The 13,487-nt window shown below is 74.7% G+C and carries 14 protein-coding genes; 8 read left to right on the plus strand and 6 right to left on the minus strand.

Annotated features, from left to right (window positions below; translation table 11 throughout):
* Positions 1-23: 23 nt before the first annotated feature.
* The 3 genes from ACFY0X_RS26610 (at position 24) to ACFY0X_RS26620 (ending at position 4,200) form a co-directional block, all read left to right on the plus strand.
* Positions 24-2,351, plus strand: a complete 2,328-nt coding sequence (locus tag ACFY0X_RS26610) for an FtsX-like permease family protein (RefSeq protein ID WP_387758159.1) — start codon at positions 24-26, stop codon at positions 2,349-2,351.
* Between the two features lie 209 nt (positions 2,352-2,560).
* Positions 2,561-3,496, plus strand: coding sequence for a hydroxymethylbilane synthase (gene hemC, locus ACFY0X_RS26615; RefSeq protein ID WP_387758160.1), 936 nt, complete (start codon positions 2,561-2,563; stop codon positions 3,494-3,496).
* A gap of 176 nt (positions 3,497-3,672) precedes the next feature.
* Entirely contained in the window at positions 3,673-4,200 is a 528-nt protein-coding gene (locus ACFY0X_RS26620) for a hypothetical protein (RefSeq protein WP_387758161.1), read from the plus strand.
* 24 nt (positions 4,201-4,224) lie between these two features.
* Here ACFY0X_RS26620 and ACFY0X_RS26625 read toward each other — a convergent pair whose 3' ends face one another.
* Positions 4,225-4,743, minus strand: a complete 519-nt coding sequence (locus ACFY0X_RS26625) for an ArsR/SmtB family transcription factor (protein WP_387758163.1) — start codon at positions 4,741-4,743, stop codon at positions 4,225-4,227.
* 62 nt (positions 4,744-4,805) lie between these two features.
* Between ACFY0X_RS26625 and def the strand changes: the two genes are divergently transcribed.
* Together def and ACFY0X_RS26635 are read left to right on the plus strand one after the other, a co-directional pair.
* Positions 4,806-5,390, plus strand: a complete 585-nt coding sequence (def, locus tag ACFY0X_RS26630; RefSeq protein WP_387758165.1) for a peptide deformylase — start codon at positions 4,806-4,808, stop codon at positions 5,388-5,390.
* The gene (locus ACFY0X_RS26635; RefSeq protein ID WP_387758166.1) at positions 5,387-6,043 is read left to right on the plus strand and encodes a class I SAM-dependent methyltransferase; all 657 of its coding nucleotides are present in this window, start codon (positions 5,387-5,389) and stop codon (positions 6,041-6,043) included. The genes def and ACFY0X_RS26635 overlap by 4 nt, the downstream gene beginning before the upstream one ends.
* Positions 6,044-6,540: 497 nt before the next feature.
* On the opposite strand, the gene ACFY0X_RS26640 is transcribed toward ACFY0X_RS26635, so the two are convergent.
* Entirely contained in the window at positions 6,541-7,560 is a 1,020-nt protein-coding gene (locus ACFY0X_RS26640; RefSeq protein ID WP_387758168.1) for a hypothetical protein, read from the minus strand.
* A 112-nt stretch (positions 7,561-7,672) separates the two neighbouring features.
* Here ACFY0X_RS26640 and ACFY0X_RS26645 point away from each other — a divergent pair, with 112 nt between their 5' ends.
* A complete protein-coding gene (locus tag ACFY0X_RS26645; RefSeq protein ID WP_387758170.1) occupies positions 7,673-8,266 on the plus strand; it encodes a TetR/AcrR family transcriptional regulator in 594 nt (197 codons plus the stop codon).
* 154 nt (positions 8,267-8,420) lie between these two features.
* Here ACFY0X_RS26645 and ACFY0X_RS26650 read toward each other — a convergent pair whose 3' ends face one another.
* Positions 8,421-9,101 carry a TetR/AcrR family transcriptional regulator gene (locus ACFY0X_RS26650; RefSeq protein ID WP_387758172.1) on the minus strand — a complete coding sequence of 227 codons (681 nt, stop codon included), beginning with the start codon at positions 9,099-9,101 and terminating at the stop codon, positions 8,421-8,423.
* Between the two features lie 97 nt (positions 9,102-9,198).
* Between ACFY0X_RS26650 and ACFY0X_RS26655 the strand changes: the two genes are divergently transcribed.
* Together ACFY0X_RS26655 and ACFY0X_RS26660 are read left to right on the plus strand one after the other, a co-directional pair.
* Positions 9,199-9,942 carry an SDR family oxidoreductase gene (locus ACFY0X_RS26655; protein ID WP_387758174.1) on the plus strand — a complete coding sequence of 248 codons (744 nt, stop codon included), beginning with the start codon at positions 9,199-9,201 and terminating at the stop codon, positions 9,940-9,942.
* 37 nt (positions 9,943-9,979) lie between these two features.
* Positions 9,980-10,411, plus strand: a complete 432-nt coding sequence (locus ACFY0X_RS26660) for a hypothetical protein (RefSeq protein ID WP_387758176.1) — start codon at positions 9,980-9,982, stop codon at positions 10,409-10,411.
* A gap of 28 nt (positions 10,412-10,439) precedes the next feature.
* Here ACFY0X_RS26660 and ACFY0X_RS26665 read toward each other — a convergent pair whose 3' ends face one another.
* From ACFY0X_RS26665 to ACFY0X_RS26675, 3 genes are all read right to left on the minus strand, one after another.
* Complete coding sequence (locus ACFY0X_RS26665) at positions 10,440-11,873, minus strand: SDR family oxidoreductase (protein WP_387758178.1); 1,434 nt, start codon at positions 11,871-11,873, stop codon at positions 10,440-10,442.
* 148 nt (positions 11,874-12,021) lie between these two features.
* On the minus strand, positions 12,022-12,669 hold the full coding sequence (locus ACFY0X_RS26670) for a hypothetical protein (protein ID WP_387758180.1): 648 nt from the start codon (positions 12,667-12,669) through the stop codon (positions 12,022-12,024).
* An 84-nt stretch (positions 12,670-12,753) separates the two neighbouring features.
* Positions 12,754-13,332: a carbohydrate binding domain-containing protein gene (locus tag ACFY0X_RS26675; RefSeq protein ID WP_387758181.1), complete on the minus strand. Its 579-nt coding sequence runs from the start codon at positions 13,330-13,332 to the stop codon at positions 12,754-12,756.
* Between the last annotated feature and the right edge of the window lie 155 nt (positions 13,333-13,487).

A 13,487-nucleotide genomic window follows, 5' to 3' on the forward strand; every position in this document is an offset into this window, starting at 1 on the left:
GCCGAGCGCGGCGAGGTGGGCGCATGACCGGGGCCGTCTGGCGCGCCTCCCGGGCCGCCGTGAAGCGCCGCCGGGTGCAGACCCTCGTGATCGGCCTGGTCGTCTTCTGCTCCACCACGACCGTGCTGCTCGCCCTGGCGGTGATCAGCGCCGCCCGGGCCCCCTTCGACGCGGCCTTCGGCGGCCAGCGCGGGGCGCACGTCGTGGCGGCCTTCGACCCGGCCAGGGTCTCGGCGGAGCAGCTGGCCGCCACCGCCCACCGGCCGGGCGTCGAGGCCGCCGCCGGGCCGTTCGACCAGGCCGTGGTGGACATCCCGACCGACTGGGCCGGCCACCCGCCCGGTCCGCTGACCCTGGTCGGCCGGGCCGACCCGGCCGGGCCGGTGGACCGGGTGGAACTGCTGTCCGGCCGCTGGGCCGCCGCACCCGGCGAGGTGGTCGTCAACAGCCCCTTCGGGGGCGCCGCGGCCAGGCTGCTGGGACAGCCGGTCACCACCAGCACCGGCGTGAAGCTCACCATGGTCGGCTTCGCCACCAGCATGAGCCAGAGCGCCGGCGGCTGGGTCACCCCCGAGCAGGCGGCCGCTCTGCACCCCACCGGCCGGCAGATGCTCTACCGCTTCACCGCCGCCGGCGGAGACGCCGGCGCCGACGGCGAGCGGGAGCTCACCGCCGCCCTGGCCACGGCCACCGAGGGCCTGCCCCGGGACGCGGTCGTCAGCGCGCAGTCGTACCTGGTGCTCAAGCAGGCCTTCTCGGCGGGCGCCGACGCCTACCTCCCGCTGATGACGGTCTTCGGCGTGCTCGGGCTGGTGGTCTCCGCGCTGATCGTCGGCAACGTGGTGAGCGGTGCGGTGGTCTCCGGCTACCGGCACATCGGTGTGCTGAAGGCGATCGGCTTCACCCCGCGCCAGGTGGTCACGGTCTATCTGACCATGGTCTCGGTGCCCGCCGTCGTCGGCGCCGTCCTCGGTACGGCGGCCGGCTGGGTGGCCTCGGAGCCGATCCTCGGGTCCGCGTTCTCCGGCATCGTCACCGGCACCGCCGTGATCCGGCCCGCCGGCTGGCTGCCGTTGGCCACCGTGGTCGGCCTCCCCGTGCTGGTCGTGCTGGCCGCCCTGGTCCCGGCCGCGCGCGCCCACCGGCTGTCCGCCGCCGAGGCGATCTCGGCCGGCAGCGCGCCGCGCACCGGGCGCGGGCTGAGGGTCCAGCGGTGGCTGGGCGGCACCCGGCTGCCGCGCGCCGTCAGCATGGGCCTCGGCCAGCCCTTCGCCCGCCCGGCCCGGACCGCGCTGACCATGGCGGCGATCGTGCTCGGCGTGGCCACCGTGACCGTGACGACCGGTCTGGGCAGCACCCTGACCAAGGCGACGGACCACCGCGACGGCCGGACCCACGTCAACGTCCAGACCGCCGCCTTCTCGGGCAACCGGATCGAGCCCGGGCTCACCCCGGCCGAGACCTCGGCGATGCTGCGGGCCGCCCCCGGTGCCGAGCGGGTCAGCTCGCGGGGGCTGGTCCGGGTCGCGCTGGTCGGCCACACCCAGCTCGCGTTCGCCGACTTCTACGGCGGCGACGACATCGCCGACCCCAAGCGGCTCGCCGTGGTCAGGGGGCGCGCGGCGACCGGTCCGAACGAGATCGAGGCCGGGCCGTCCTTCCTCGCACAGCACGGCCTGCGGATCGGCGACCGGCTCACCCTGGAGCTGAACGGCCGCCGGCTGACCGTCACCGTGGTCGGCGAGGAGGCCCAGGGCAACGCCCGGGCGTTCGCCTCCAACGACGCGACCAGGGCCGCGCTCACCGACGACCCGCACGTGGTCGAGTACGACGTGAAGCTCGCCGACGGCGCCGACGCCGAGGCGTACCGGAAGGCGGTCTCGGCCGCCGACCCGAGCCTCTCGCCCTCGGTGGTCGAGCCCGGACCGCCCGGGCAGGTCGTCGCCGTCATCGGCTTCACCACCGTCTTCACGGTGCTGCTGTCGGTGGTCGCCGCGCTGGGCGTCTTCAACACCCTGCTGCTCACCGTCCGCGAGCGCCGCCGGGACCTCGGCATGCTGAAGTCCATCGGGATGACGCCCCGGCAGGTGGTGGCGATGACGGTCACCTCGGTGGCCTGGCAGGGCGTGGGCAGCGGGGCCGTCGGCATCCCGGTCGGGGTGCTGGCCCACCGGCTGATCGCGGACAACGCCGGGACCATCCTGTTCTCGGAGGAGACCCTCGACGTCTGGAGCGCCCCGCTGCTCACCGGCCTCGCCCTCGCGGGCGTCGCGATCGCCGTCCTGGGCGCGCTCCTCCCGGCGCGGTCGGCGGCCCGGCTGCCGATCGCGGAGGTGCTGCACAACGAGTGAGCCCGGGGGAGGGGCCCGGGGACCAGCCCGGGCCCCTCCCCCAGGACCCTGCCCGGGCCCGTGCTCGGGCCCGTCCCCGGGTTCGAACGGCCGGTCGGGCCCGTTCGACCGGGCGTCCGCGTTGTCCGAGCTTGCGGAAACCTCCGCCGCGCGTGTCATGGCACTGACGCATGCTCAATCCCCGGTGTGCGGGCGCCTATCATCGCGCCATGGCCACCGCTGAGCTGATCCGCATCGTCTCCCGCTCCTCGCCCATGGCGCTCGCCCAGGTCGAGCGGGTCCGCACCGAACTCGCCGCCCTGCACCCGGGCCTGCGCACCGAGGTGGTGCCCGTCACCACCTCGGGCGACCGCTGGACGGGTGATCTCGCCCAGCTCGGCGGCAAGGGCGCGTTCACCAAGGAGGTCGACGCCGCGCTGCTCGCCGGGGAGGCCGACGTCGCCGTCCACTGCCTCAAGGACGTGCCCGCCGACCGCCCGCTGCCGGCCGGCACCGTCTTCGCCGCCTACCTGCGCCGCGACGACATCCGCGACGCCCTCGTCCACCCCGGCGGCCTGCCGCTGGCCGCGCTCCCGCCCGGTACCCGGATCGGCACCTCCTCCGTCCGCCGGGTCGCCCAACTCGCCGCCTCCCACCCGCACCTGGAGTGCGTGCCGATCCGCGGCAACGCCAACAGCCGGCTCGCCAAGCTGGACGCCGGGGACGTCGACGCGCTGCTGCTCGCCGTCTCCGGCCTGGAGCGGATCGGCGAGCAGGCGCGGATCACCGAGGTGCTCGGCATCGAGGCGATGTGCCCGCCGATCGGCGCCGGCATCCTCGTCCTGCAGTGCCGCGAGGGCGACGCCGCGACCATCGAGGCGGTCACCTCCCTCGGCCACCACGACACCTGGCGCGAGGCGGCGGCCGAGCGGATGTTCCTGCACGCGCTCCAGGGCCACTGCAACAGCCCGATCGCCGGCTTCGCCCGGTCCGAGCGGGACGGCCGGCTCTCCCTGCGCGGCCGGGTCTTCACCCCGGACGGCAAGCAGGTGCTGGACGCCCACGAGTGGGCGGGCGCGCTCAGCCCGGAGGACCTGGGGACCTCGGTGGCGCTGGCGCTCAAGCGGCAGGGAGCGCAGGAGCTGATCTCCTCGATCCCGCACTGAGCCGGCCCGTCGGGTTCGGGCGGTCGCGCGGGGGTGACCGCCCGGCGGTCTCATCCGCCGCGGATCCGCCCCGGATTCCGCGGCCCGGGTCCGCCCCGGATTTCCTGCCCCGACCCCGCCCGGATTTCCCGCCCCGGACGAGAACCGGGCGGCCGTGCGGGGCGTCCGTTTGAGGCGTGATCAGTGCGGTGCTCGGCGGGATGCCGATGTTCTGGCCCGGGCTGCTGCTCTCGCTGGTGCCCGCGGCCCTGTTGAACCGGCCGGTGGGGCGGTTGCTGCGGGCCCACTGGGCGGTGGGCTTCGTGCTGCTGCTCGGGCTCGGCGGGGTGGTCGTGGCGACGCTGCTGCCGGAGGCGTTCCGGCTCACGGAGGGCGCCGTGCGGCACTGCGCCGTGGAGGGCGGCCGGCCGCGTTCGCCGTACGAGCTGCTGCACGTCCGGCACATCGAGTTGAAGCTGGCGACCTTCGCCCCGGTGGGCTTCGCGGCCGCGCTGGCGGGCACCCGGCGGCGGACGGCGGTGGCACTGCTGGGCGCGGCGGCGCTGCCGTTCGCGGTGTCGGCGGTGCACTACGCGGTGCCGGCGATCGGCCGGGCGTGCGATGTGCAGGACGTCTGGGACGGGGTGCAGGGGGTCGCCCTGGGGGCGGCGCTGGGGCTGGCGGTCGGACCGCTGGTACGGGCGGTACGGGTGCGCACCGTCTGAGTGCCCCGGACCGCTGGTCCCGGGCTACTGGTCGAGGAGCGGGAAGAGCCGGGTGACGGCGGCGACCGGGCGGGCCCCGGCGGGCCGGGTGGCCGGGTCGGCCTCGCGGCCCCGGTAGCGGGCCAGCATCCGGCGGACCTCCTCGCCGACGGCGGCCAGTTCCCCGGGCGTCAGGTAGACGACGGCGCTGAACGCCTCGTCCTGCCGCCACTCGGCCGGGGCCTCGGCGCGCCGGGCGAGCCAGCGCTGGTAGCTCTCGTCCTCCAGGCCGCGCGCCAGTTCCCCGAACTCCTCCTCCGCCGCCGGAGGTCGGGCCGTCGGCAGCCGCCACGGCCGGGCCCGCCCGTCGGTGGCCGGGGCCTCCTCGATCAGACCGTAGCGGGCCAGCTGCCGCAGGTGGAACGAGCACAGGCCCGAGCTGAGCCCGAGTCGGGCGGCGGCCTCGGTGGAGGTGAGGGTGCCGTGCGCGGCGAGCAGCTCCAGCAGGGCGGTGCGGACGGCGTGCTCGGGGAGGGAGCCGGTTCTGACGAGGTCTTCGGTCACTTTGCAAAGTCTGCTACTTTGCAAAGTCGACAGCAAGTCCATCGTCCGTCGAGGGAGCGCTCGTGTCCGAGCTGCGTGAACGTCCGACCGTCCTGCGGATCACCGAGGTGGGGGAGGAGATCCTGCGCCGCACCTGCCGTACGGCCACCGAGGAGGACTTCGGCAGCGAGCGCCTGGCGCGGCTCATCGACGACATGTTCGTCACCATGCACGTCGCCGACGGCTGCGGCCTCGCCGCCAACCAGGTGGACGTCGACCTGCGCCTGTTCGTCTACGACTGCCCCGACGACGACGGCGTCCGGCACACCGGGCACATCCTCAACCCGGTGGTCGAGGAGCAGGAGCCCGGCCGCGCGCTGATCGAGGAGGTCGAGGGCTGCCTCTCCGTGCCCGGCGCCAACACCAGGCTCGCCCGCCCGGCCCGTACGGTGGTGCACGGCGTCGACCAGCACGGCGAGCCCGTCACCATCGAGGGCACCGGCTACTTCGCCCGCTGCCTCCAGCACGAGACCGACCACCTGAACGGCGGGCTCTACATCGACCGCCTCTCCGCCCGCGACCGCAAGCGGATGCTGAAGCAGGCCGCCGACCGGCGGGAGAAGGTCTTCGCCGAGCGCGCCGCCAAGGCTGCCACACTGGACCGGTGACCGAGCCCGCGCACCTCGCCGCCGTCCGGGAGTCGTACGACACCGTCGCCGCCGACTACGTCCGCCTCGTCGTCCCGCCCGAGGGCATGGACCCGCTGTCCCGGGCGATGCTCGCCGCCTTCGCGGAGCTGGTGCGGGAGTCGGGTGGCGGCGAGGTCGCCGACCTCGGGTGCGGGCCGGGGCGGGTGACGGCGTACCTGTCCGGTCTGGGGCTGTCGGCCTTCGGGGTGGACGTGTCCGGCGAGATGGTCGCGCTGGCCCGTCGGGCCTATCCCCGACTGCGCTTCCTGCACGGTTCGATGGCCGCCCTCGACCTCCCCGACGGCGGCCTCGGCGGCATCCTCGCCTGGTACTCCGTCCACCACACCCCGGCCGAGCAACTGCCGTCGCTGTTCGCCGAGTTCCGCCGCGTCCTCGCGCCCGGCGGCCACCTCCTGCTCGGCGGCCACGTCGGCGAGCCCCAACTGCTGCGCCCCGCCCGGGCGTACGGCCATCCGGTGTCGTACGCCTCGCACCTCGTTCCGGCGGCCCGCCTGGCCGAACTGCTGGAAGCGGCCGGGTTCACCGTCACGACGCGGATGGAGCAGCCGCACCCGCAGCGCGCGTACCGCTCGTACGCCTGCCTGCTGGCGTGCGCCTCCGACCGCCGGTGAGGCCGGCCGCCGAGGCCACCGCCGAGGCCGCTTCCCGGGTGGCGTGCCGCTCCCGCTGACCTGGACAGTGCGCGCAAGCCCGCCCTGCGCCTTCCGCGATCCGTGTGTCGCCCCGGGCGAAGCGGGGCCAACCGGAATGTCGACCTCAACAGCGGTACGGGGGACGCCTGCGCAGACCTCTGCCGCGGCTACGAGCGGGCCGACCAGGACTCGGGGCACCCGGTGACGGTCATTCGCATCCTCGCCGGAGATGAGGGCGGGCCCCGAGGGCCAGCACCAGGCCTTCGCCGCCGGGGACTCCACCACCGGCGTCACCTTCGTGGGCGATGCGACGGGGCTCCGTCTGGTGACCAACCGCCAGGCCGCCGAGCTGATGTGCCACGCCTACCGCAACGGGAACGGCAAGTGGCCGGCGAACCCGACGGCCCGGTGGCTGGTAGTTCGCTGCGCAGGAAGTCGGGCGGGCCGACTTCCTGTGCGGCGGTGGGTGTGGGTGATCAGTGGGTGCCGTAGTACTCGGCGAGGGTGAAGAAAGCTTTCTTCGGGTCCCAGGGGATGCCGGGGTGGGTGCTGCCCGGGCGGTCGTCATAGGTCTTGACGATGCCGTAGCTGGCGAGGTCGAGGTCGTCGCGGGGGTCGCCGTCGGGGCGGTGGACGTGGTCGTAGAGGGCGAAGGTGAAGACGAAGGTGGCGTCGATGCCGCCGGCGTCGAAGGCTTCCAGTAGTTCGTGGAGGTAGGCCGCCTGTGCGGCTTCGTCGCGCTGGTAGGTGCCGTTGAGGCGGACCGGTCCGTCGGCGTCGTACTCGACGACCTCCAGGCCGAGCGCGCCGCGGTCGCCGGCGCCGCGGTAGGTGGCGGAGCCGAACTCGGTGACGGCGACCGGCTTGCCCTGGGCCGTGAGGTCGCGGACGCCGCCGGCGAAGCGGTCGGCGGTCTCGGCGGAGCGGTACAGGTCCAGCGAGGCGACGTCGAAGGGCTCCCAGTCCACCCGCTCCAGCGGTACCGCGGCGTAGGTGACCCGTCCGCCGAAGCGCTCGCGGACGGTGGCCACCGCCTCGGCGAGGAACGCGTTGACCCGTGCGCCGACCGCGCCGAGGTGCTCGCGCACCCGCTCGGGCCGGGCGAGCAGGGCGATCCGCTCCTCGGTGCTGGCGCCGGGCAGGAAGCCCGGGTTCATCAGGCTGAGTTCGGCGCCGGTCACGAAGACCACCTCGGCCCCGCTCCGTCGCAGGCGCTCCGCGCGCTCGGCGCAGTCGGCGAACAGCTCCAGCATCTCCTCGGCGGTCAGCTCCAGAGGGTACGGGGAGTACCAGACTTCCAGGCCGAGGGCGGCCGCGCACCCGGCGGCCAGCTCGATCCGCCCGGCGTCGCCGCCCATGATGCGCACCGCGTTGCAGTGCAGCTCGTCCCGGATGATCCGCAGCTCCCGTTCGACCACTGCGGGATCGAATCGGGCCCGGGAGGACGTCCCGTTCCTGATGAAGCCGGTGTCGTAGCTGATTCCCTTGGTGCGCACGTTCTCCTGCCTTTCCGGCGAGAGGGGAATTTACGGTACGCCAAGTACCCTAGTTGCCTGGGATCGCCACTGACAAGAAGGATGGGGACGGGTCTACGGAGAGGGCGACGGCATGGCCGGGCAGACGCGGCGGCGCGGGGCGGCGCTGGAGGAGGCGATCCTGCAGGCGGCGGTCGAGGAGCTCGCCGAGGCCGGGTTCGCCGGGCTGACCATGGACAGGGTCGCGGTCCGCGCCGGCACCAACAAGAACGCCATCTACCGTCGCTGGCCCAACCGGCTGGCGCTCGGCCTCGCCGCGTACAAGCAGCTCGCGAAGGCCGCCCCCCTCCCCGACACCGGTGAACTGCGCGGCGACGCCCTGGAGTTGTTGCGCCAGGCGAACCGCCACTGGAGTTCCCCGCTGGGCGCCGTGCTGCGCGAGCTGCTGGCCGCGGCCGGCGGCGCGACGGAGTTCCTGGCGCAGCTTCAGGACCAGTCCGGCGACGCCGCGGCGGCGCCCTGGCTCACCGTCCTGGGTCGCGCGGTCGCCCGCGGCGAGGCGACCCCCGAGGCGCTGCACCCCCGGGTGGCGACGGTCGCGGTGGTGCTGCTGCGCAACGAGTTCATGGCGCGCGGGGTGCCGACCGCGCCGGACGACGTCCTGGTGGAGATCGTGGACGAGGTGTATCTGCCCCTCGTGCGCGGCCGGGCTCCGCGCGGCTCCTGAAGCCTGTCGCGGACGGACGGTGCTGCCCGCGTGCGTGGCGGGAAGGTCGGAGGCCCGCACCGCGTAGTGCGGGCCGTCGCGCTTGCGCGGGCCGTCGCGGAGGGGCGTGTCGTTCTGCCCGCCCAGGGCCCGGGCAACCTGTCGGTGCCCGTGGTCAGGGGATGAGGGAGTCGGCGAGGCGTGCGGCGGTGTCGGCGTCCAGGGGGCCGTGGCCGAGCAGGAAGCGGTACCAGAACACCCCGTAGACCTGGTCGGCGATGAGGTCCAGGTCGGCGGTCCCGGCCAGTTCGCCGCGGTCGCGTGCCCTGGCGAGGAGGTCGCGCAGTGCGGTGCGGCGGGCGGCGGTGAAGGTCCGCATCAGTTCGGCGAGGTGCGGGTCGCGGGCGGCCTCGCGGGCGACGGTGCGCAGGGCGGAGGCGGTGGTGCCGCGCTGGGCCGCTTCGAAGGTGCTGGTGACGAAGGTGCGCAGGTCGGTGCGGAGGTCGCCGGTGTCGGGGCCGTGGACGTCCTGGTCGGCGCGGTCGGTGAGGGCGTCGAGCAGGACGGCGCCCTTGGAGGGCCACCAGCGGTAGACGGTCTGCTTGCCGACGCCGGCCGTGCGGGCGATCGCGTCGATGGTGACGGGCGTGCCGTCGGACTCGGCGAGCAGGCGCAGGGCGGCGTCGAGGATCGCCCGGCGGGCGGCCTCGTTGCGGCGGCGCCCGGTGTGCGGGCGTACAGCCGGGGTGGCCCCGGCAGTCTCGGCGCTTTCGGCGGCGTCAGTGCTCACGGCGCTGTCGGCGGCCGCGGCGGCCTCGGCCTTGGACGCCTTGGAGGCCTTGGCGGTGTCGCTCATCGGGTTTCCTCTCCTCCTGCCCTCGCTTGACAAGACTAACAGTCTCGACAAGCATCATTGCCGGAACCAGCGGTCTCGACAAGCGGAAGGCCCCACCATGAGCACTGCGTCAAACCTCTTCGCCGGACAGCACGTCGTCGTGATGGGCGGCAGCTCGGGCATCGGTGAGGCGGCGGCCACCGCCTTCGCCGCGGACGGTGCCGAGGTCGTGGTCACCGGCCGCGACCGCGACCGGCTGGACGCCGCCGTCGCCCGGATCGGCGGCCGGAGCACCGGTCGCCGACTGGACGCGGCGGACCCGGCCGCCCTCGCCGAGTTCTTCGCCGGCGCCGGCACCGTGGACCACCTGGTCGTCGCGGTCAGCGGCGCGGCCGGCGCCGGCCCGTTCGCAGAGCTGGACCTGGCCGAGCTGGCGACCGGCTTCGACGCCAAGTTCTGGCCGCAGGTGCGCGTCCTCCAGGCGGCACTGCCGCACCTGCGCGCGGACGGCTCGGTCACCCTGATCACCGCCGCCTCGGCCCGCGCCGCCATCCCGGGCACCGCCGGACTGGCCGCCATCAACGGCGCGCTGGAGGCGATGGTCCCGCCGCTGGCCGTCGAACTCGCCCCGCTGCGGGTCAACGCTGTCTCGCCCGGCGTGATCGACACGCCGTGGTGGGACCGCGTCCCGGCCGAGCAGCGGACCGCGCTGTTCGATGGCCTCGCCGCCACCACCCCGGTCGGCCGGGTCGGCCGTGCGGAGGACGTCGCCCGGGCGATCCACATGCTGGCCGCCAACAGCTTCGTCACGGGGGTGGTGTTCGACTGCACCGGCGGGGCCAACCTCCCCACCGGGCGCTGAGCGGTCCCCTGTCACAGGCCACCCGTACGGTGCGACCGTGAACGCTCCCGACGTCATCCCGATCAGCCACCGGCCCGACTACCGCACCGACACCATCGGCCGCTGGCAGGGCGGCCAGTTCTTCGCTTCGGCCGTCTGCCTCGGCGTCGGCCGGTACTACGCCGTCCTGCACCGTTTCGACGACGCCGGCCGGCACCTCGGCTCGCGGATCCGCTCGGCCGGCGACGCGGCGGAGGCCAAGCGCCTGCTGGTGGAAGAGCTCGACGGCCTGCCCGGCCGGGAGTACCGGGACATCGTGATCGCCCCGTTCGCCGTGCACGTCGACGGCGAGATGTTCGGCCTGGTCCGCGAGGACTACGAGCCGGACGACGAGGGCGAGGAGGCCGAAGACGACGAGCGGATCCACTTCGAGCTGTACCCCGACGGCCTCGGCTTCGACGCCCCCTGGTGCGGCTGCTACGACACCTGAGCCGCCGCCGCGCCGGGGCGCCCGGGCGTCACCACTCCGCCACCCGGTAGTCCTTGAGGAACACCCCCGACACCGGGTCCCCGGCCTCGCCGCGGACGATCGGGTCGTAGATCCGGGCCGCGCCGTCCACGACGTCGAGCGGGGTGCGGAACCCGTGGGCGGCGATCCTGGCCTTCTTCGGCGCCGGGTTCTCGTCCGTGATCCAGCCGGTGTCGACGGCGCACATGTGCACGCCCCGGTCGGCGAGTTCGGCCGCGCTGGTGCGGGTGAGCATGTTGAGCGCGGCCTTCGCCATGTTGGTGTGCGGATGCCGGGCGGTCTTGTTGCGGACGGCGAACCGGCCCTCCACTGCCGTGACGTTGACGATGTAGCGGGCGGGGTGCGGCGAGGCCAGCAGCAGGGGCAGCAGCCGGTCGCAGAGCAGGGCCGGGGCCAGCGCGTTGACCAGCTGGGTCTCCAGGACCTCCGCCGGGTCGAGCGAACCGAGCGTGGCGGACCAGGAGTTGGCGGGGGCGAGGTCGGGCAGCAGTCCGGCCTCGTCGGTGAGATCCAGCAAGGAACCGGCGCCGGACGGGAGTTGGGCGAGGCCGGTGACCGGACGGAATCCGGGTGCGGCGTGGCCGATCGCCCGGCGGTCGGCGGCGGGCAGGGCGTCCTGCTCGCCCGCGGCCAGCAGCGCGTACGACTCGGGCGGGCGGCGCAGGGTCTGCGCGGCGTTGTTGACCAGGATGTCGAGCGGGCGGCCCTCGGCGCGCAACCGGTCGGTCAGGCCGATGACCTGGCGCGGGTCGCGGAGGTCGATGCCGACGACGGTGAGCCGCTCCCACCACTGCCGGCTGCCCTCCGCGGCCCGGAAGCGGCGGACGGTGTCCTGCGGGAAGCGGCTGGTGACGACCAGCTCGGCGCCGTCCCGCAGCATCATCAGCGCGAGCTGGAAGCCGATCTTGACCCGCCCGCCGGTGAGCAGCGCCCGGCGCCCGCGCAGGTCGGTGCCAAGGGCGCGGCGGGCGGTGTTGTCGGCCGCGCAGTCCGGGCAGAGCATGTGGTAGAAGCCGTCGACCTGGCGGTAGGCCTGCTTGCAGACGTAGCACTTGCGCGGGAGCCGCAGCTCGCCGACCGGCCCGCGGGGCCCGTCCGCCGCAACCAGCGGCGCGTCCTCGCGGCGGGTCCGGCGGCCGGTCGCGGTGGTGGCGAGCAGGTCGGCGTCGGCCTGCCGCTGGGCCTGCCGGGCCTCCTGGCGGCGGCGCTTGCGGCTCTCCATGACGAAGGAGCTGAGCTGCCGCTCGGCGTGCAGCCGGGTGCGGTCGTGGGCGGGGAGGGCCCGCAGCCGGCCGAGGGTGCGGCTGAAGGCGGCGAGCTCCTCGGCGGTGACGTCCGGCGCGCCGGCCGCTTCGTCGCAGGCCGCTTCGTCGCAGGCCGGAGTGGTCGTGCGCAACTGGATGTGGTCGTCTCGGACCGTCATGTCCGCCCCCTCGTGCCGTACAGGTGGGACGGACTGTAATCGACGGTCCGGAACGATGAGATGCCAATTTCCCCCGGTGGGCAGTAGCGGGAGGCGGGCGGCGGCGGGCGGTGGGGATGCCCGGCGCCCCGTGGGCGACCCGCCGGGATCAGCCCGCGCACTGGCCGAGGAGCCTCGCGAACCCGTACGGCTGCTGCGGGACGTCGGTGCACGTGGACAGCGAGCCGCCGGTGCAGGCGTTGGCGTCCCGGGTGGCGTCCCGGAAGGAGACCATCCCGAGGTGGTACCGCCGGGCGAAGGCCGGCAGCTGCCGGGCGTCGGCCTGGTCGTAGACCTGGTGGTCGTCGTTCTCGTCGATCATCGGGGTGACGCCGACCATGGCCCACAGCTGGGCGTCGGACTTCGCCAGGAGGTCGACCAGGTCGACGGCCATCCCGGCGTCCCGGGCGGACTTGACGACGGCGACGCCCTCGCTGGTCAGGCCCTCGGGCAGGACGGGCAGGGTGAACGACACCTTGAGGCCCGGGTGGGCCTGCTGGAGCCTGGCGAGCGCGGCGGAGCGGCGCTCGTTGGCGGCGGTGTCGGCGATGGCCGCGCCCTCGAAGCCGAAGTCGACGTAGCGCAGCCCGTAGGTCCTCACGACGGCGTCGTACTCGGCGAACAGCGCGTCCACCTGGTCCTCGGCCCAGGCGGTGCGAGGGCCGTAGGCGTTGAACCAGCCGGCCTTGCAGCCGACGCCGGTGACGAAGCCCACCGTGTAGCCCTTGAGGCCGCCGGCCTCGGCCAGTTCGGGCATCGAGGGCGTGGGCCAGGCGCCCGTGTCGGTGTACGGGGCGACCGGAAGCGCGACGCTCGCCCCCGGGTCGCCGGTCGGGCCCGGCTAGGTCGAACTCGGCGGCGGGGTAGCCGGGTTGACGCCGCCGGGGCCGGTCAGCGCGATGTCGTCGGCGAGGTAGCCGCCCTGCCCGTACCAGCCGTGCAGGTACACGGTGACGCTGGTGGTGGCCGGCCCGGTGGTGAAACGCGTGGACAGCTGCTGCCAGTCGGCGCCGCCGGCGGTCCAGGTGGCCGGGTCGGTGGTGCCGCTGCCCGTGGCGCCGAGGTGGACGTACCGGCCCTGCACCCAGGCGCTGAGCGTGTACTCGGTGCCGGGCCGGACGCTGACGGTCTGCCCGCACTGTGCGGTGTCGCTCGCGCTCACCGCGCCCTTGAGCGCGTACGTTCCGCCGTGGGCACCGGAGTCGACCACGCTCCCGGTGTCGGCGGAGCAGCTCCAGGAGCCGGCCGCGCCGCTCTCCAGTCCGCCGTCGGCGAGCAGGTTGACGTCGGCGGCACCGGCGTTCCCGGCGAGGACGGCCAGTCCGCCGGCGGCGAGCGCGGCGGCGGCACCGAGGCTCAGCAGGGTGGTCCGACGGGCGGGGCGGCGGCGCGTGGGGGCGTGCTGGGGCGCGCTGGGCATGGGGGTGCCTCTCGGGACGTGGCGGCTGCCCGCGCCGCGAGGGGTCACGCGGCGGGCGGCGGCCCTGGGGCGGTCCGGTGCGGGGAGGGCGGGGGAGCGCGATGCGGGGGATCACGACGCGGGGAACGTGGTGCTGAGCATCAAACTGGACTAGA

The sequence above is a fragment of the Kitasatospora sp. NPDC001547 genome, assembly GCF_042894165.1.
GTDB lineage: Bacteria > Actinomycetota > Actinomycetes > Streptomycetales > Streptomycetaceae > Kitasatospora.